Genomic DNA, 19,490 nt, shown 5'->3' with positions numbered 1-19,490 from the left:
GATGGGTACCTCCTTTCTCGGTTAGAGATCTGTGTCCTTGTTCTGGAACCGGAATTGGACCAAGGTCACAATGATGATGGCAATGAACAGAACGAAGGATCCGGCAGCCGCATAACCGAAATGGCTGAACTGGAAGCCGTTGCGGTAGATGAACAAAGCAACGGAGGTCGTGCTGTCGAGAGGGCCGCCTTGCGTCATAATGAAAGGCTCCTCAAAAAACTGCAGCCAGCCGATCATGGTCGTGATGGACACGAAGAAGATGGCGAAGCGCAGCATCGGGATCGTGATGTATCTCATCTGCTGGAAGCGGGTCGCGCCGTCCAATTGGGCTGCTTCGTAGTACGATTTAGGGATGCCCTGCAGGCCGGCGATAAAAATAATCATATTCAGGCCGATGGCTCGCCACAACGCCAGGAAGATCAGCGATATTTTCGCAACAATAGGGTCAGTCAGCCAAGGCACAGGACCCAGGTGAACCAGGTTAAGTAAGTAGTTGAGCAACCCGAAGGTCGGGTTGTAAAGGTAAAACCAAACGACGGCAACCGCAACAACGTTCGTTACGGAAGGAAGGTAATAAATCACCCGGAACGCTTTGAAAATACGCGAGGTTCCGAAGTTGATCAGCAAGGCAACGCCGAGCGAGCACAGAATAACCAGAGGCACCCCGACGATGACGTAGAACAAGGTGTTGAAGATCGCTTTGATGAATATAGGGTCGGTCAGCACGTCTTTGTAATTTTGCAGTCCGATGAACTTGATGTTCGAATAGTCGGCCAGTCCGGCTAAATCCATGTTGGTGAAGCTAATGACCAGCGCGATCAGAATCGGTATCAGGGAAAACAGCGTCAGTAAAATCAAGGTAGGTGCAATAAAGAAATAGGGCGCTTTGTTGTTAGTGAATCCCTTCATGACAAGTCCTCTCCTTTGCGAGGGGTGGATCGCGTATAGGAATGAACAGCAGGCCGGTGGGCACCGGCTAGCTGTTCATTTTCAGGTAAAGCTGTTATTTGTTTAAGATGGATTCAGCTTTTTTGTTGAAAGCGTCCAATTCGGTTTGTACGTTGTTATTGGCACGGTAGATGTTTTCAAAGCTCTTCAGGAAGTTTTGCGCGATTTCCTCGAACGGTTTAACCAGCGGCATTGGCTCGGAATCGTTCATTTGCTGGCCGATCACTTTGTAGTTCGGGTCGCTGGTCAGAGCTGGATCTTCCCAGGCTTTCTTCGTAGCCGGCAGTGTGTTGGTCAGCTTCAGCCATTCCAGCTGTGTTTCCGGCTTGCTCATGTAAGCGATGAACTTGAGAGCCTCGTCCTTATGCTGGGTATGTTGGAACACGGACAGATCGGAGCCGCCCAGCGACGAAGTGTTGTTCAGTTTCTTAGGCAGCACGGCTGTTGCCCACTTGTCCTTGAGGTCCGGAGCCTGATCGTTGATCAGCTTGATCATCCATGGACCGCTGATGAACATAGGCGTGAGGCCTTTCTGGAAGGCTGGAACGATATCCATGCCGAGATCCTTAGGCGCGGAACCATTCTTGAAGAAGCTGTTCAGGTATTCCACAGCACCGACGAATTCAGGCTGGTTGAAGAGCGGCTTGTTGCCATCGAGCAGCTTGGAGCCGTTCTGACGAGCGAACATGAACGCCAGGGACTGCTCTTTGGTATCGATGCTCATGCCGTAGTTGCCGTTGCCGCGGGCAGCCAGCTTCGAAGCGACTTCAGACAGCTCTTCCCAAGTCTTAGGCGCTTCATTGTAACCGGCAGCTTTCAACAAATCCGTACGGTAGTACAGAACGCGGGTATCGATGTACCAAGGAATACCGACGACAGCGTCTCCTTGCTTGGTTGTTGCGACAGCACCCGGGTAGAAGTTAGCTTCGGCGAACTCCGGATATTTGCTCAGCTCCGGCTTCAGATCCATCAGCGCTTTAGCGGAAGCGAATTCTGGAATCCAGGTCGTACCCATCTGGAGAACGTCTGGACCTTTCTTGGAAGCAACGGCTGTCAGCAGCTTGTCATGGGCCGTATCCCATGGCAGAGCCTGGACGTTGATCGCAATATTCGGATTTTCCTGCATGAATTTCTCTGCGATTTTCGGAAGCGATTTGGCTTCTTCCCCCATACCCCATACATTCAGTGTTACTTTTTGTCCGCCTGCAGCGGAATTTCCTGAGTCTTTCGGCGTGTCAGTCTTGGAAGCACATCCTGCAAGGACGCCGGTTGCCAGCAGGGTGCCGGCCAATACGGTAGTGATTGATTTACGCATGTTTTGTTCCTCCCCGGTTGTTCATGGTTTGTTTCATAGGGTGCACGCTATTCCGGAAAATATAAGTAATGACACTTTTTTCTTTAACCTGTACCTTCAGGAATAGAAACGTATGCCCTACTGCAAAATAAAAGAGATGCGCAGCCAGTAAGCCGCATAATGAAGAGAAACGTTTCGATGTGTCTAAATAAAGCGTTAAAATCATTCATAATGTTCTATAGAAACGTTTCGATATCATTATAAAACAAGTTGTTATCGGTTTCAACTAGTTATTTTTTATCAATAAAAACGTTTCGAAAGACCTTCGATATGAACACACATACATTGACGACTATTTTTTTAGTGATTATAATAAACCATAGAAACGTTTCGATGAATTCGAAAACCATACAAGGGGAGGCATCCTACGATGACGGATCAACAGCTTATTGACCTGCTGGAGAAGCTGACTCTGGAGGAGAAGATTGGCCAATTGCTGCAATTGGCTGCGCCTTTCTTCGAAGGAACGGGCACCGATGGTCAGATTACTGGCCCGATGGCATCCATGGGGATTACCGAAGATATTGTCAAACATACAGGCTCCGTCCTGGGCTTGTCCGGGGCCAAGGAAACGATCGCTGCCCAGCAAGCTCATATGAACAAGAACCGGTTAGGGATTCCGCTGCTGGTCATGGCGGATATCATCCACGGTTATAAAACGATTTTCCCGGTACCGCTGGCGATCGGCTGCTCCTGGGATATGGAGGCCGCTGAGCGAAGCGCGGAGATTGCAGCGGCGGAAGCGTCCGCGGCCGGCGTGCATGTCACGTTCTCCCCGATGGTCGATCTGGTGCGCGATCCCCGGTGGGGGCGCGTCATGGAAACGACAGGTGAAGATTCGTATTTGAACGGCCAATTCGCCAGAGCCTTCGTCCGCGGTTACCAGGGGAAGGACTTGAAGCAAGACCTGACCCGGCTTGCCGCATGTGTGAAGCACTTTGCCGCTTACGGCGCTGGCGAGGGCGGGCGCGATTATAACACCGTAGATATGTCTGAACGTCAGATGCGCGAGTATTACCTGCCAGCGTATCAAGCTGCCCTGGATGAGGGAGCGGAGCTGGTGATGACGGCCTTCAATACGGTCGACGGCATTCCTGCCGCGGGAAATAAACGTCTGATGCGGGATTTGCTCCGTCAGGAATGGGGCTTCCAGGGTGTGGTGATCTCGGACTGGGGCGCTGTGAAGGAGATGATCCCGCATGGCATCGCTGCCGATGAAGCGGAGGCAGCCTGCAAGGCTATGCTGGCGGGCGTCGATATCGAGATGATGACGACCTGCTATGAGAATCATCTGAAGGAACTGGTGGAAAGCGGGGAAATCGAGGAGACGATGATCGACGAAGCTGTGCTCCGCATCCTGCAGCTGAAGCAGAAGCTCGGGCTGTTCGACAATCCATTCCGGGGAGCCGATGTTGACCGGGAGCGCGATGTTGTGATGAGTGCAGAGCATCGGCAGGCGGCCCGCGAGATTGCAGCTAAGTCGTGCGTTCTGCTGAAGAACGACTCGGTGCTTCCGCTAAACCGGGAACAAAAGGTTGCGGTGATCGGTCCGTTTGCCCAGAACGGGGATATCCTCGGTCCGTGGGCGTGGCTCGGCTCCAAGGATGAGGCCGTGAAGCTGGTAGACGGCCTCAGGTCCAAGACGGATGCTTCGCGCATCCTCACAGCCGAAGGCAGCGGGATCGAGACGGTGACGGAGGAGCAGCTGGAGGAAGCGCTGCGTACGGCTCGTCAGGCGGATGTGATCGTGCTCGCGCTTGGCGAGCATTCCGATATGAGCGGCGAGGCGGGATGCCGGGCTGATATCCGGCTGCCGCAGGCGCAGCTGGAGCTGACTGCCCGGCTGAAGGCCTCAGGTAAGCCGATGGTGGCGGTACTGTTCAATGGCCGCCCGCTCGATCTGCATGGCGTCTATGAGGTGGCGGATGCGGTGCTTGAAGCTTGGTATCCGGGAACCGAAGGCGGAGCTGCGGTCGCCGATCTGCTGTACGGGGACCAGAGCCCATCCGGGCGGCTGACGATGTCGTTTCCTTTTGCCGTAGGGCAGGTTCCGGTGTATTACAATCACTTCAATACGGGACGCCCGCAGGGGGCGCCTGATGCGCAGGTACGCTATGTTTCCCAGTACCTGGACATTCCGAACGAACCGCTGTATCCATTCGGATACGGTCTCGGCTATACGACCTTTGGCTACAGCGGAGCCTCGATTTCATCTGGAGTGATGACCGTGGATCAGCCGCTTACCGTGACCGTTCACATAACGAATACCGGCTCTATCACTGGAGAAGAAGTCGTGCAGCTGTATGTGCGGGACCATGCCGGCGAGGTCGTCCGTCCGGTCAAGGAGCTGAAGGGCTTCCGTAAAATCAAGCTGCAGCCGGGCGAGACGCAGGAGGTGTCCTTCCAGCTGACGGAGGAGCAGCTTCGGTATCATCATGCCGATCTGGCCTACACGAGCGACGCCGGGAAGTTCTCCGTATTTGTCGGGGCGAACAGCAGGGACGTGCAGGAGCTTGGGTTTAGACTAGATAAGTAAGTCATAGGAAAGCGAGTGAGCAGCATGACAGTTGCAGAACATACTGATTTTCAACTGAAGGCGGGAGATTTACAATTCTCCTTCCTCAGCAGCGGGGAAATCCGCAAGATTTCCTACGGCAACACGATGATCAACCAATGGATCGCCAACCCCGTTGACGGTTCTTTAAACAACCTGTATTTGCGGCTGCATACTGCCGGAGGAATTCAAGTGGCACCGCTGATGGGAGTTCGCTCTGACAGCCGCGTGCAGGTTTCGGAAGCCCGGGTATTCTGGGAGGGCTCGGCATTCGGATTGGATTACGAGCTGACCTTTCATCTGACGCCTCAGCATATCTGGTTCTGGGAAGTTCAGATCAAGGGGGCCGATGCCGAGGTAGACATCGTCTACGGGCAGGATATCGGCCTAGCCGATCAAGGTGCCGTCCGCAGTAACGAAGCGTATTTGTCCCAATATATCGACCACGCTGTATTCAACCGGGGACAGCAGAGCTACGCCGTCTGCTCCCGTCAGAACATGCCGCAGCAAGGGAAATTCCCTTACCTGCAGCAGGGCGGGATATCTCCGGTAGCCGGATACTCGACCGACGGATTCCAGTTTTTCGGCTTATCGTACAAGGAAACGAACGAGCCGGAGGCGCTGAGCCGGGCTAAGCTGGCTAGCGAGGTTTATCAATACGAATTCGCCTATACGGCTCTGCAATCCGAGCGGGTGAAGCTGAATGGCGCTGCCCAGTTCGTCTTCTACGGTCTGTTCCGGCCGGATTATCCGGCGGCAGTTACCGCTCTGGAGTTTGACACGGAAGTGCAGGACGCGTGGAAGCTGGCCCAAGCCGGAAGCCGCGAGCCAGGCAAGCCGCTCATTCAGGGGAAGCTATCCGCCAAGCTAGGAGCTCCGCTTGCTACCTTGTCGATGACTGAGGAGGAGCTGGACCGATACTTCCCGCATCGCCGTCAGGAAGAGCGTGACGGTGAGGCTCTGCTATCCTTCTTCACCGAGACCCATGAGCATGTCGTGCTCAAGGAGAAGGAGCTGCTCGTCGAGCGTCCGCACGGTCATATCCTGATGTCCGGAGATAATGCACGGCTGAAGGAAGATGTCATCACGACGACGTCCTACATGTACGGGATTTTCAATTCCCAGGTCGTTGTAGGCAATACGTCGTTCAATAAAATGCTGACGAACGCCCGGAATGCGCTCAACGTGATGAAAACTTCGGGGCAGCGGCTTTATGTGGAAGTGGACGGCGAGTACCGTCTGCTGACGATGCCGTCGATGTTCGAGCTAGGCTTCAACTACGCCCGCTGGTACTACAAGACCGCGAGCGATACGATCGTCATCACCAACCTGACGGCTGTAGATACGCCGGAAATTCACCTGCAGGTTCGTTCGGCCAGCGGCAAGGCGTACCGTTTCCTCGTGACGAATCAAGTTACGATGAATAATAATGAGTATGAAGCGCCATTCCGGTTCCGGCAGGACGGGCAGACGTTGTCTTTCTATGCGGATAAGTCTTCGGACAGCGCTAAAGTTTTCCCGGAGCTGTGCTACCGGATGAACGTGGCGGGAGCGAGCATGAAGGTCGGCGACGAGTCTTTGCTGGTACACGGGCTCGAGCAGCCTGCCGCATCTCTCGTTGTGCTCGAGCTAGGCGAGAGCAGCGAGTGGAGCCTGACGATCCAGGGACTGCTGCAGGATGGCAGATTGCCGTTCAAGGAAGTCGATTCTGCCGCAGAGATTGGGCGGTACCGGGATTTCTTTGCCACGGTCATGAACGGATTCCATCTGTCTCAGGACGGCACTACACCTGACAAGCTGGATAAAGTAAACACCCTCGCCTGGTGGTATACGCATAACATGCTCGTCCACTACTCGGTCCCTCATGGACTGGAGCAGTATGGCGGAGCGGCCTGGGGCACGCGCGACGTGTGCCAGGGACCGACGGAATATTTCCTGGCGACGCATAAATACGGCGAAGTCCGCGACATTCTCAAGACGGTCTACGCCCACCAATATGAGGATGATGGCAACTGGCCGCAGTGGTTTATGTTCGATCGATATGCCGCGATTCAGCAGGAAGAAAGCCACGGCGATATTATCGTATGGCCGTTGAAGGTGCTCGGCGATTATCTGAACGCAACCCGGGATTACGGGATTCTGCAGGAAGAAGTGCCGTATACCGATCGTCATACATGCCAATTCACGGACAAGAAGACGTCCATTCTGGATCATGCCAGAAAAGAAATTGCGTATATCCAGAACCATTTCCTCCATGGCACACATCTCTCTTCTTATGGGGATGGTGACTGGGATGACACGCTGCAGCCTGCCAACGCACAGCTCAAGCAATACATGATCAGCAGTTGGACGGTTGCGTTGACTTATCAGACGTTCAACCAATTGTCCGCGGCGCTGGCGGAGCCGGAAGCTGCGCTGGCAGCGGAGCTGCGGACGCTGGCGGAAGGGATTCGCGCGGATTTCAACCGCTATATGCTGGGCACCGATGTGATCCCGGGCTTTGTCTATATGGAGGAGGCTGGCAAGGCTGAGCTGATGCTGCACCCGACCGATACGAAGACGGGGATTCAGTACCGCTTGCTTCCGATGACGCGCAGCATGATCGGTGAGCTGCTGACGGAGGAGCAGGCACAGTCTCATTACCGGATTATCAAGGAAGAGCTGTACTGCCCGGACGGCGTCCGTCTGATGAACCGCCCAGCCCAATATGCCGGAGGCGTCAGCTCCAACTTCAAGCGTGCAGAGCAGGCGTCGAACTTCGGCCGCGAGGTCGGCTTGCAGTATGTCCATGCCCACATCCGCTTCGTCGAGGCAATGGCCAAGCTCGGTAAGGCCGACGAGGCTTGGAAGGGGCTCGAGATGATCAACCCTGTCGACATCCGCGGTGTGGTGCCGAATGCGGAGCTGCGTCAGAGCAATGCCTACTTCAGCAGCTCGGACGGGAAGTTCAATACGCGCTATGAAGCACAGGAGCGCTTCGGCGAGCTGAAGGAAGGCTCCGTCGAGGTTAAGGGCGGATGGAGAATTTACTCCAGCGGTCCGGGGATCTATATGAACCAGCTGATCTCGGGCGTGCTGGGCATCCGTGTTGATGGAGGCGATCTGGTCGTTGACCCGGTCCTGCCTGAGGAGCTGGACGGGCTGCGGTTCGAGTTCAAGGTGAAGGGACACCCGGTCGTGTTCATCTATCACCTGAAAGGGCAATCCGCAAACCGCGTGACGGTGAACGGACTGGAAGCCGCAGCGGAAGTCACGACCAACCGTTACCGTACGGGCGGTCTGCGCATCCGGCAGCAGCAGTTGAGCGGTCTTTTGACCGAAGATATGAACGTAATTGACATCTATATGTAAGGTTCGAGGCGATCTTTCGGGGTCGCCTGTTTCCCTATAAGCAAACAGCTTTGTGATATACTAGGAATGAGAGCGTACACAAGTAAGGAGCGGTTGTTGTGATCAGCATTAAAGATATTGCTAAAAAAGCGGGCGTTTCCATTTCGACAGTTTCTTACGCGCTGAACGGCAACCCGAAGGTAACGGAAGAAACCCGCATGCGTATATTGAAGATTGCCCAGGAACTGAATTATGTGCCGAATGCCGCCGCGAGAACGCTGAAAAACCGGGTGTCGAAAATTATCGGCGTTTATTTAAGTGATTTCAGCGGAGCCTTCTACGGGGAAGTGCTGCAGGGCATGAAGGAAGTGCTGAACAAGCGGGGCTATGACCTGATCGTGTGCAGCGGCTCTTACTCTCATCGGTGGCTGCCGCAGCGGATGATCGACGGCGCAATCGTGCTTGATCACTCCTTCGCTAGCGAAGAGCTGCTGCACCTTGCCGGGAACGGACATAAGGTGGTCGTGCTGGACCGGGAGCTGAACCACCCGAACGTGAATCAGGTTCTGTTGGACAACAAGGCGGGTGCTTCGCTGGCCATTGAGTTTCTGATCGAAAAGGGCCACCGTAAGCTGTACGTCGTATCAGGACCGAAGGGTTCCTATGACTCCAGGCAGCGGATGCAGGCCGTCAAGCAAACGGTCGAGCGTCACCCGGAGGTGGAGTGCATCGAAATCGAGGGTAATTTCGATAAGGAATCGGGAGAAAAGGCCGCTGAGCAGATCATCGGTGAGTATAAGGAACCTGCCGCCGTTTTTTGTCTCAATGATGAGATGGCTATCGGTGTGTACAATACGGTCATGAGAGCGAACTATCGGATCGGCGAGCACATTCACCTCATTGGCTTCGATAATATCGAGCTGACCCAATACACGCAGCCCCGCCTGGCCACGATCGATTATTCCAAGCGCAAGTGGGGCACCCTGGCTTCGGAGCAGGTGCTCAAGCTGATCGCAGGGGAAGCGGTGGAGCATGAGCGAATCTATGTGACCCTGGTCGAAGGCGAGTCCGTAGGAAAAGGCTGAACAGTATAGCAAGAAGACGAGGAGCAGATGCCCAGACCATCTGGTCCCTCGGTCCTTACGGATTCCTTCGGGAGTCCTTTTTTGCGTTGATTTAGGTAAGGTTACCGGGTGATCGGGATGGGAAATGCCCCAAATATTTGAAACTTGTCTGAGCTTGTTTTCGTCATAGATAGGGTAGAACGGAAGACAAGTAGCGATATGCTCGTTGGAATTAGAGGTGAGACGGATGAAAAGGGTGGTTTCAGGCTTGACGCTGGCCGTTGCCGCCGCCTTGCTGGTTGCTTCATGTACGCCCAATAAGGATATGCCGCTGTCCAGCTCTGCCGCTCAGAAGGAAAAAGAACCTGCGGCCTCCGAGCCGTTGGTTGCTCCACAGGGCTATCAGATGGCGGAAACGAAGTCGTTCCGGTTTGCAGTGCCGCAGGACTGGCAGATTACGGCGGGCGAAAGCCAGGAGGCTCTGATCTTTCATAAGGACGGCGTGCAGGTAGGCGAGACTGAAGTATCCGACTGGCTGGATGCGAAAACCTGGCGGAGTCTGATGCCCAATCATACGGATAAGAAGGATTTTCGTGAAATCACGGATTTCGTTGCCTTGAAGGACGTGGATGCTCGGCTGTACAGCGTGGAACTCATTCATACGAAGCCTGCCGCCCAGAATGACCCGAATTGGAGTCTCCGGGAGACACGGTGGTATATCGCGATGAAGGAGAGAGGGATCTCGTACGGGTTTTACTTCGAGAAGGGCCGCGTGGATGAAGCGGTGGTGAAGACGATTCTGGGTTCTTTCCGGGTGAAGGAGTGATATCCCGTGCAATCAGACGGAGTGATTGAGCCGGCAACTACTCGGGGGCCCTTGCACCGATTTATCAGCGAACGCGACCCGGCTATTGGACAAGAACTGACCCGTAAGCTAGAACAGTGGTTTTGCCTAGCCTAGCTAGACTAATTCTGAAGAAAAGCGAGTGTGAATGCGTGATGCATCCGATTTTTCAAGAACTGACCGCGTCTGTTGAGTTTACGCATGATCTGAAACGCAATGTTCAATTGTTCCTGACCACTCATCATTGTTCCGAAACGGCGGATCATTGCATGGATGTGGGAGCGGAGGCGAGGCGCGTAGCGATCCGGTTCGGAGCCGATCCCGACGCGGCGGAGACCGCAGGGTGGCTGCATGACATCAGCGCGGTTATTCCGAACAAGGACCGCATTGAAGCAGCCAGACAGCTGCAAATCGAGGTTTTGCCGGAAGAAGAACAGTTCCCGATGATCATTCATCAGAAGCTGTCGAAGGCGATGGCCCGGGATATTTTCCAGATCACCGATCAGGCGATTCTGGATGCGGTGGGCTGTCATACAACATTGCGGGCAGGATCAACGCTGCTGGACCAAGTCTTATTCGTGGCCGATAAGATCGCTTGGGACCAGACTGGGGTGCCTCCTTTCCAGAAGGAGCTGAATGACGGGCTGGAGCAGTCGCTGGCACATGGGGCCTTCGCCTATATCGACTATTTGTGGCAGCGGAAGGAGACGCTGAAGGTCGTTCATCCGTGGCTGAAGGACGCGCATGAGGAGCTGCGGCTTCAGTTGAAGTAAGTAGGCGGGACTATCGCAATTATGTAGAGGAGCATGAGATTCAAGGCGGGAAAAGAAAGCGTTAGCCGCACAAAGAAGCAGGAGCTCCAGACGAGCTCCTGCTTCTTTGTGTCATGGCCTGAGGTTGTTAGGCGTATAGCGTCAGCCTCCCGACAAAGCGCTGGAGGAACGCTTCATCCTGCACCTTGGTACATACGAGAACCGGGTGGCCTTCGCCAGTCCCCCGGACCTCCCGGGTCGCGCCGAGCGTGTACGTGTCGGTGGTGTCGATGGAGACTCGCACCTGCTCGGTCTCGGCTAGCGCCGGGTCCAGAGCAATCGCGACAGCCAGAGGATCATGGATTGGGCAGGCGAGGATGCCCTTCCGCCCCAAATAAGCCTGCATGCGGAAGGTCAGCAGGTGCTCGGCGAAGGCGAGCACCGCTTCATTGCCCTCCGGCGAGCGGCTGCGGAGCTGCTGGAGATGCGCTTCGCGGAACAGCGTCGAAGCCGTGACATCCAGCCCGACCATGGTCAGTGGAATGCCGGAAGCGAAGACGATGGCGGCTGCTTCCGGATCGCCATGAATATTCGATTCCGCATACGGGGTTACGTTGCCGGGCACCCGCAGCGCGCCGCCCATGATGACCAGCCGCTTGATCTTGCCGGGCAGGGTTGGATCGAGCCGGATCGCCTCGGCGAGATTCGTCAGGCGTCCGACGAAGACCAGTGTCAGCTCGCCGGCCAGGGCGTCCGCCTGGCGTACGATAAACGCAGCCGCATCCTCGCCGGATCGGTCCAGTCCGGGCTCCGGCAGCTCATAGCCGGCCAGGCCGTTCTCCCCATGATAGGCTGTCTTGGTGCCGGGCCATTCTCGCCGCAGCGGACGATCAGCGCCCTTGACGACCGGGATCTGCCGGCCTGAACCTTCCAGCTCCAGCACCTTCAGCGTATTCACGGTGGCCTGCTCCGCGCTGACGTTGCCGACCGCGGTGGTGATGCCGACGATGCGGGCCTCCGGTGAGCGGAGCGCGTACAGCAGCGCGAGCGAATCGTCCGTGCCGGTGTCAACATCGAGCAGCAGGGGGATAGATGTGTCAGATAGACTCATAGGATAGGACTCCTTTATGTAGTAGATGGGCGGCCCGATGCTTCAGGCGCCGGTGAGGCGGAGCCGGCAAAGTGCCGCTTCAGAAAATCCAGGAATGTGCGGCTTGCAATGGATAGGTAGGTATGCCTTCTTCGTCCGATGCCGAGGTGCACATAGACCGGAGGGTCCAGCGGGACTGCGCGCAGCTGCGGGTCCCCGGCTGTAAGCATGCTTAGAAATAGCGTCACTCCGACGCCTTCCAGGACGAGTGACCGGATCAGCGAGAGCTGATTGGTGGTGAAGATAATCTTCTGCGGCAAGCCTGATGCCGCGCTGGCCTCCTCCAGCAGCTTGCGCTGGAAATACCCTTCCTTGAACAGCACAAGCGGCTCCGCCAGCACCTGCTGCAGGGTGACCCGGTTGCGGCCGGCGAGCGGATGATCCGCAGGAAAGCAGACGACGAGCTCGTCCGTCAGCAGCGGATCGACATCCAGCTCCTGCTCCTCGGGGTCATAGGCGATAATGCCGAGATCGACCTTCTTCTGCTCCAGCAGCGAACGGATCTGTACGGTGCCTTCTTCGACTACATTGATGCGCAGGGAAGGATAGTCCTCCCGGAACGCTTTCATAATGGGAGGGAAATAGGCGCTGCTGAACATGGAGGGCAGACCGATCTGCACCTCGCCGCTCTGCAAGCCTCGCAGCTCGCGCATCTCATGGCGCGCTTCCTCCACCCGCTCCAGAATCGCGTGTGCATGGCGCAGCAGCACCCGTCCCTCCGGGGTGAGAATGGCCGATTTCTCCGATCGGTCGAACAGGGTGACCTCCAGGTCCTCCTCCAGCTTCTGAATCGACTTGCTGATCGCCGGCTGGGCGACATGCAGCCGCTCGGAAGCCTTGGTGAAGCTGCCGGCGGCCGCCACCTCGACGAAATGCTGAAGCTTGCGTACCTCCATGAAGCTTGCACCTCCTTCCTTATTCATTCCTGCTAGTTATGAAAATCATAATAAACATATATTTTATTAATTGATAAGACCATGGTATCATGAGATTAATTCAAAGTAAATAAGTCAGAAAAATATGAATTAATGGAGGCATTCCAATATGTTAAAACCCGCAGCCATGGCTTCCGCTCTTCTCTCCATGACCGTTCTGTTCGCCGGTTGCTCCTCTTCCCAGCCTGAATCGAAGCCCGCCCCATCTACGGGAGCGACTGCCGCAGGAGCAGCGAAGGAAGCGCCTAAAGTCACAGAGATCAGCTTCGTCACGCATTCCAACTGGGAAAAGCCGCTCACCAAGGTGATCGCCGAATTCGAGAAGGAATCCCCGGAGATTAAGGTGAACGTGCAGTATAATCCTTACGCGAAGCTGATGGAGACCAACGAGATCAAGCTGGCCGCCAAGTCGGCGGATCTCGATGTTGTCACCGTGGACGTTCCGCTCAATGCGAATTATGCGGTCAAGGGCTATCTGGAGCCGCTGGACGCCTACTTCAAGAACGATGCCCGGAAGGTGTGGGTCGATTCCGCGCTTCAGGCGGCGGAATATCGGGGCCAGCTGATGTCCGTACCGATGAATTCCTCCGGCGTCGTGTTGTTCTACAACAAGGACCTGCTAACCAAGTCCAATATCCCGTTCCCGTCCGCCGATGTGAAGGACCGCCTCACCTGGGAGCAGGTGCTGGAGATGGCCAAGAAGCTGACGCATGACAATGTCTATGGGTTCAGCGTCGATCAGATCGGACGTGCTTACCAGCTGCTGCCTCTGCTGCAGAGCAAGGACGCGAGTCCGCTGGACGAGACGGGACTGGTCTCGACAGGGTATACCAATTCGCCTGCCAGCGTTAAGGCCTTAACCTTCTACTACGATTTGTTTAACACATCCAAGGTTAGCCCGAAGATCAAGCGCGAGGAGTCGCCGGATTACTTCACGTCGGGCAAGGTGGCGCTGTTCCTGTCCAATACGGCCAATCTGGCTAAAATTCAAGCTTCCGGCATCCCGTACGGCATTGCTCCGCATCCTTACTTTGAAGGCGGCAAGATTGCGACTCCGACAGGCAGCCTGAACCTGGGCATTTCCCGGTTCTCGACCAAGAAGGATGCCGCAGCCAAGTTTATCCAGTACGTTTCGAGCGGCAAGGGCGCTCAGATTCTGTTCGAGGAAAGCAGCCAATTGCCTGCGCTGAAGTCATTGCTCGATCAGATTGACAAGGACCCGAAATACAACGAGCTGCCAGGCAGCGTGCTCAAGCTGATCTCTGCCGAGTCCAGGACAACGGCCGCTCCGCGCCCGCTGACACCCGGCTATCTGGAGTGGGAGAATAACTTCAACAAGGCCCTCGAAGACATCAAGAACGGCGCCGATCCGAAGAAAACGCTGGATGATACGGCTGGGCTGATCGATACGCAGCTGCGTAAGTACGGCTCAGCCGGCAAATAAGCGGGGTTATGCAGAACGTGAACGAGACCGGACCGGACAAACCGGCCGGAGAGGGGAGTGAAGACGATGCGAAAAGTGGCGGTGGCGCCTTACTTATTCTTATTACCAGCGCTGGCGGGACTGCTGCTGTTCAAGATCTATCCGATGCTGTCCGCGGGCTGGACGAGCCTCTTTCAGCTGAATTTCGCCGCCGGCGGACAGACCTTCATCGGCTTGGACAACTACCGGGCGCTGTGGGAGGATGCGATGTTCTGGAGGTCGCTGCGCACGACGCTCGTCTTCAATCTGATCCTCAATCCGCTGACGGTGCTGCTGGCCTTCGCGCTGGCCCTGCTGCTGAACCGGCGGATTGGCGGCACGGCAATCTTCCGCTCGATCCATTTCATCCCGGTGGCGGTCTCGATCCCGACTGCATGCGTGCTCTGGGGCATCATGCTGAATCCTGAGCAGGGCGTGGTGAATTCCATGCTGGCTGGGCTCGGACTTCCTCCGCAGCCCTTCCTCTCCTCGGATACGCAGGCGCTGGGTTCGATCATCGGCATCGTGGCCTGGAAGAGCGTCGGCTACTGGGCGATCTTCCTGCTGGCCGGACTGCAGGAGGTGCAGGCGCATCTGTATGAGGCGGCTTCCATCGACGGAGCAGGACGCTGGCAGAAGTTCCTGCATGTGACATGGCCGCTGCTCAAGCGGCCGATCACGTTCGTGGCCGTAGCGGTCACCAGCCATCACTTCTTCCTGTTCTCGCCGATGTATATTATGACCCAGGGAGGGCCGCAGCACAGCACGACGACGCTGATGCTGGAGAGCTTCAATAGCGCCTTTCTGTATTCGGACCCGGGCCGTGCGTCCGCGATCGTCGTCGTCCTGATCATGCTGACCTTGGCGATGATCGGGCTGCAGTTCCGGCTGCTGCGCACCAAGCATTAGGGAGGAGGAGAGCAGGATGGAAGATCAGGGCGGGTTTCGCCGTTGGCCGTTATATCTGATCCACGCGGTGCTGGCCTTCGTGGTGCTGCTGCCGCTGGCCTTCGTAGGAGTTTCCTCCTTCCGGCCGCTGGAGGATATTTTCAAGTACATCTCACCGGTGTCGTGGCGGACCTTCGTGCCTGCGCCTATGGACCTGACCGTCGGCGCCTATGTGGATCTGTTCACGGAACGCGGCTTCGGCCGGGTGCTGTTCAATACCTTTTATACCTCGGCGCTGGAGGTAGCGGGAGCGCTGCTGATCGGCTCGCTGGCGGCATATGCCTTCGCCTTCTACGAGTTCAAGGGCAAGCGGCTGCTGTTCGCGGTCGTGCTGGTCGCCTTCATGATTCCGTTCGAGGTGACGGCGATTCCGCTATACGAGCTGGTGCAGAGGCTGGGCTGGATCGACAGCTACGCAGGGATCGTCGTGCCGGGACTGGCCAATGGCCTCGTCATTTTCCTGTACCGGCAGTTTTTCCTGGATATGCCTAAGTCGCTGCATGAGGCCGCGCGGATCGACGGAGCCAGCTCGGCCGGGATCTATCTGCGCATCATCATGCCGCTGTGCAAGCCGGTCACGCTCAGTGCGGGACTGATGGTGTTCGTGCATCAATGGGAGAGCTTCATGTGGCCGCTGCTGGCCACGCGCTCCAAGGCGTACAAGGTCATCCAGGTGGCGCTGAGCGACTTCACGACGGAGTTCGGCACCTATTGGAACGAGCTGTTCGCGGCGTCGATCATCGCGATGATCATCCCGGTGGTCGCGATTCTGCCTCTGCAGCGATTTTTCGTCATGGGGATGACCTCCAGCGGATTGAAGGAGTAGGCGGATCAACCCGCCGGACTCCAGCGTTCTAACGACATGATAAAGTGAGGATGGAACATTCATGAAGCCATTAGCCATTAAGCTCAATGAACAATTAAAGGCGGCGAGCCCAGATGTGTACGACATGCTGTCATCGCTCGGACGCCAGATCTATTATGTCCGTGAGGGCATTCTTAGCCAGTCGGCGGAAGCGAAGGCCCGGGCCAAGCGGTATAACGCTACACTGGGAACAGCGGTGGAGAACGGACAGCCGATGCATCTGGAGGCGATCCAGGAGACGCTGTCGGCCTATTCGCCGAAGGACATCTACGAGTATGCGCCGACTGCGGGCAAGCCAGAGCTGCGCCAGCTGTGGCGCGATAAGGCGCTGCGCGAAAACCCGTCGCTGGCAGGTAAAATCTTCGGTCTCCCGATCGCGACGACTGGTCTGACCCACGGGCTCAGCCTCGTAGCCGATCTGTTCGCAGGCGAGGACGACGCCGTCATCGTGCCGGATAAAATCTGGGAAAATTACGAGATCACCTTCGGCATCCGCCGGGGCAGCCGGATCGTGGAGTATCCGCTGTACGGAGCGGATGGCCGATACAATACGGAAGGCCTTCGCCAGTCGCTGCTCGCGCAGCAGGACAAGGGCAAGGCGATCGTGGTGATCAACTTCCCGAATAATCCAACAGGCTATACGCCGAGCGAGGACGAGGCGCGTGGGATCGTGGAGGCCATCCGCGAAGCAGCCGAGGCCGGGATCCATATCGTCGCGCTCGTCGACGACGCTTACTTCGGCCTGTTCTACGACGCAGGCTCGCTGCATGAGTCGCTGTTCGGCCGCCTGGCCGGCCTCCATCCTCGCATACTGCCCGTCCGTGTGGACGGCGCGACCAAGGAGGAGTACGTCACCGGCCTGCGGGTCGGGTTCCTGACCTTCGCCGCGGATTCCGAGGAGGCGCTGCACGTGCTGGAGCAGAAGACGATGGGGCTGATTCGCGCGACGATCTCCAGCGGACCGCATCCGTCGCAGACCTTCGTGCTGCATGCGCTGAAGTCGGCCGCCTATCCGGCCCAGAAGAACCGGAAGGTGCAGATTATCCAAGGCCGCGCTGCGCGGGCCAAGGAGCTGCTGCAGAGCGGCGCGTATGACGACGCGTGGACGCTGTACCCGTTCAATTCGGGCTACTTCCTGTGCCTGAAGCTGAAGACCGTGGATGCGGAAGTACTGCGCCGCCACCTGCTCGACCGCTACGAGATCGGCACGATCGCGCTGAACGCGACGGATTTGCGGCTCGCCGTCCCTTGTATCGAGGCGGAGCACTGGGAGGATCTGCTCGGACTGATTTACCAAGGGGTGAAGGAGCTGGAGGGCTCCGAGAGCTGAAGAGTTGAAGTAAGGATAACAACTTGTAAGGAAGGCCTGGCCGGATTGTGATTCGGCCGGGTCTTTTTGCTGTTTCGGAAGATGCGGCTTCGGTATTTCCAATTTTTGTTTTCCTATAGTACATTTAGTGAGGTACTGCATTCTTTTTGTCTACAGGGAGGATCACATGGGTTATATTGAAGAAATCCGGGCTCTGGTTGGCCATAGGCCTCTTATATTGGTAGGAGCTGTTGTCATCGTTGTAGACCCCTGGGGGTGCATCCTGCTCCAGCAAAGAAAATTTCCTTACGGCCGCTGGGGATTGCCGGGGGGACTGATGGAGCTGGGAGAGTCCGTGGAAGATACGGCAAGAAGAGAATTATTTGAAGAAACGGGATTGACGGCAGGCGAATTAAAGCTCATAGGCGTGTACTCCGGTCCGGATCAATTCATCCGGGCTGCCAACGGGGATGAATTTTATGCAGTCACCACGGCCTTTTACACCCGTAAGGTAACTGGAGAGCTTATCATAGACCAGTCGGAGGCCATCACCTTCGAATATATTCATCCGCATGAGCTGCCGGAGGGTATGGTAGGCAGCCATAAGAAGATGATTCGGGATTTTATGGATAAGCATGGAGAATCTTAGGCTTAAACTCCTTCGCGTCTTTCACAAGGAGCCGATATGAAACCGAATCTACATTCCAAGGGATATGTTGCTGGCTTGGATTCCACTGCTGCTCTCTGCAGCTATCCGCTACTTAATTCCATACGACATGGACATTCGTAAAGCGCATTGCAGCCTTGATGATGAGCCTGGGCTGGCTGTTTTTTCTGCCGAATTCGGCTTATTTGTTCACGGAGCTGCTGCATCTGTTCAGGTATTTGGAGCCTCAGGGCGATGCGAAGTTCTGGATGCATATTGATTTTTGGTATAGCCTGACTATCGCCTTTACTGCGGCCTTGATCGGGTTACTGCTATCCGTGTATACCGTGTACCAGATGAAAGAATGGCTATGTGTGGCAGCGCATCGGGCTATAGGTTGGCTGTGTGCAGGGGGTGCTTTCCTGTTAAGCGCTCTGGGGGTTTATATCGGGCGGTTTAACCGGTGGAATAGCTGGGATATTCTCGATCAGCCCCATGTCATCGTTCAAGAGCTTGTGAAGGATTGGCTCCAAGAGGGAAGTATGCTCGGCGAGTTTGTTAGGCTGCTGTGGATCATACAAGTTTTTTGTTATGTCCTCGTTATCCGTCCGACCCTTTACAAAACGAAAAATCCCGTTGATGAACGATCTGATTCGCGGGTTATCTAGTATGGATAGGGAAGCCGTCGACTTCATCGTGGAATATGTGGGTATGGACCCAATTGTCTCCCTTTTTATTTCCTCGACCACAAGCGGAAAGGTATAATATAGAAAAAGATAGGTGGAGAAGGGGGAACGAGCATGATGGAACTTAGAAACATCCGGCCGGATGAGGCCGAGTCCTTCTGGAAGCTGCGGCTGGAGGCTCTGCATAAGCATCCCGAGGCTTTCGGAGCCTCTTATGAGGAGGCGGTGTCCAAGCCTTTATCGGAGGTGGAGGCCATGCTGGAAGCGGCCGATGACCGTTATGTGCTCGGGGCGTTTATGGAGGACGGGCAGCTCGCAGGCACGGTCGGCTTTTACCGGGAGAAGGGCATCAAGTTCGGGCATAAAGGCATGATTTGGGGCGTGTATGTATCGCCAGAATACCGGGGGCAAGGGATTGCACGCAAGCTGTTTGAAGAATTGCTGGACCGGGGAAAGCGGCTGGAAGGCTTACAGCAGATTAACTTATGGGTCGTGACGACGAACCGGAGCGCCGTCGAGCTATACGCGAAGCTGGGCTTCGAGACGTACGGCATCGAGAAGAACGCACTGGTGCATCAAGGTCAGGGGTATGATGAGGCGTTGATGTGCTATGATCTACGGTTTGCACGGTGAGGAGAGAGAC

At 56.0% G+C, this 19,490-nt stretch carries 16 protein-coding genes; 12 read left to right on the top strand and 4 right to left on the bottom strand.

Translation table 11 applies throughout. The features are described from left to right. Positions 1-21: 21 nt before the first annotated feature. Together WMW72_RS06965 and WMW72_RS06960 are read right to left on the bottom strand one after the other, a co-directional pair. Positions 22-909 (bottom strand): carbohydrate ABC transporter permease, encoded by an 888-nt coding sequence (locus tag WMW72_RS06965; RefSeq protein ID WP_341414711.1) that lies wholly within the window; start codon positions 907-909, stop codon positions 22-24. Between the two features lie 94 nt (positions 910-1,003). After that, complete coding sequence (locus WMW72_RS06960; protein WP_341414710.1) at positions 1,004-2,263, bottom strand: sugar ABC transporter substrate-binding protein; 1,260 nt, start codon at positions 2,261-2,263, stop codon at positions 1,004-1,006. 409 nt (positions 2,264-2,672) lie between these two features. Here WMW72_RS06960 and WMW72_RS06955 point away from each other — a divergent pair, with 409 nt between their 5' ends. From WMW72_RS06955 to WMW72_RS06935, 5 genes are all read left to right on the top strand, one after another. Continuing rightward, positions 2,673-4,838, top strand: a complete 2,166-nt coding sequence (locus WMW72_RS06955; RefSeq protein WP_341414709.1) for a glycoside hydrolase family 3 N-terminal domain-containing protein — start codon at positions 2,673-2,675, stop codon at positions 4,836-4,838. A gap of 24 nt (positions 4,839-4,862) precedes the next feature. Then, a complete protein-coding gene (locus WMW72_RS06950) occupies positions 4,863-8,207 on the top strand; it encodes a GH36-type glycosyl hydrolase domain-containing protein (RefSeq protein ID WP_341414708.1) in 3,345 nt (1,114 codons plus the stop codon). A gap of 98 nt (positions 8,208-8,305) precedes the next feature. Continuing rightward, entirely contained in the window at positions 8,306-9,271 is a 966-nt protein-coding gene (locus WMW72_RS06945; protein ID WP_341414707.1) for a LacI family DNA-binding transcriptional regulator, read from the top strand. Between the two features lie 226 nt (positions 9,272-9,497). Beyond that, positions 9,498-10,076 (top strand): hypothetical protein, encoded by a 579-nt coding sequence (locus tag WMW72_RS06940; protein WP_341414706.1) that lies wholly within the window; start codon positions 9,498-9,500, stop codon positions 10,074-10,076. Between the two features lie 173 nt (positions 10,077-10,249). Beyond that, positions 10,250-10,867, top strand: a complete 618-nt coding sequence (locus tag WMW72_RS06935; protein WP_341414705.1) for an HD domain-containing protein — start codon at positions 10,250-10,252, stop codon at positions 10,865-10,867. A gap of 127 nt (positions 10,868-10,994) precedes the next feature. On the opposite strand, the gene WMW72_RS06930 is transcribed toward WMW72_RS06935, so the two are convergent. Together WMW72_RS06930 and WMW72_RS06925 are read right to left on the bottom strand one after the other, a co-directional pair. Further along, a complete protein-coding gene (locus tag WMW72_RS06930) occupies positions 10,995-11,957 on the bottom strand; it encodes a nucleoside hydrolase (protein WP_341414704.1) in 963 nt (320 codons plus the stop codon). A 14-nt stretch (positions 11,958-11,971) separates the two neighbouring features. Next, entirely contained in the window at positions 11,972-12,892 is a 921-nt protein-coding gene (locus WMW72_RS06925) for a LysR family transcriptional regulator (protein WP_341414703.1), read from the bottom strand. A 148-nt stretch (positions 12,893-13,040) separates the two neighbouring features. On the opposite strand from WMW72_RS06925, the gene WMW72_RS06920 reads away from it, so the two are divergent. The 7 genes from WMW72_RS06920 to WMW72_RS06890 all read left to right on the top strand — a co-directional run bounded on the left by WMW72_RS06920 (position 13,041) and on the right by WMW72_RS06890 (position 19,480). Further along, on the top strand, positions 13,041-14,375 hold the full coding sequence (locus tag WMW72_RS06920) for a sugar ABC transporter substrate-binding protein (RefSeq protein WP_341414702.1): 1,335 nt from the start codon (positions 13,041-13,043) through the stop codon (positions 14,373-14,375). A gap of 66 nt (positions 14,376-14,441) precedes the next feature. Continuing rightward, the gene (locus WMW72_RS06915; protein ID WP_341414701.1) at positions 14,442-15,302 is read left to right on the top strand and encodes a carbohydrate ABC transporter permease; all 861 of its coding nucleotides are present in this window, start codon (positions 14,442-14,444) and stop codon (positions 15,300-15,302) included. Positions 15,303-15,318: 16 nt separating this feature from the next. Continuing rightward, a complete protein-coding gene (locus WMW72_RS06910; protein WP_341414700.1) occupies positions 15,319-16,167 on the top strand; it encodes a carbohydrate ABC transporter permease in 849 nt (282 codons plus the stop codon). Positions 16,168-16,228: 61 nt separating this feature from the next. Continuing rightward, positions 16,229-17,536: an aminotransferase class I/II-fold pyridoxal phosphate-dependent enzyme gene (locus tag WMW72_RS06905; RefSeq protein ID WP_341414699.1), complete on the top strand. Its 1,308-nt coding sequence runs from the start codon at positions 16,229-16,231 to the stop codon at positions 17,534-17,536. Positions 17,537-17,702: 166 nt separating this feature from the next. Continuing rightward, positions 17,703-18,164 carry an NUDIX hydrolase gene (locus WMW72_RS06900; RefSeq protein ID WP_341414698.1) on the top strand — a complete coding sequence of 154 codons (462 nt, stop codon included), beginning with the start codon at positions 17,703-17,705 and terminating at the stop codon, positions 18,162-18,164. A 158-nt stretch (positions 18,165-18,322) separates the two neighbouring features. After that, positions 18,323-18,829, top strand: coding sequence for a DUF1361 domain-containing protein (locus tag WMW72_RS06895; protein WP_341414697.1), 507 nt, complete (start codon positions 18,323-18,325; stop codon positions 18,827-18,829). A 132-nt stretch (positions 18,830-18,961) separates the two neighbouring features. Beyond that, on the top strand, positions 18,962-19,480 hold the full coding sequence (locus WMW72_RS06890; RefSeq protein ID WP_341414696.1) for a GNAT family N-acetyltransferase: 519 nt from the start codon (positions 18,962-18,964) through the stop codon (positions 19,478-19,480). Positions 19,481-19,490: the final 10 nt, after the last annotated feature.

The sequence above is a fragment of the Paenibacillus filicis genome (assembly GCF_038070315.1).
GTDB classification, from domain to species: domain Bacteria; phylum Bacillota; class Bacilli; order Paenibacillales; family NBRC-103111; genus Paenibacillus_G; species Paenibacillus_G filicis.
Note: the sequence above shows the minus strand (reverse complement) of the source record. Positions and strands in the feature narration are given on the sequence as shown.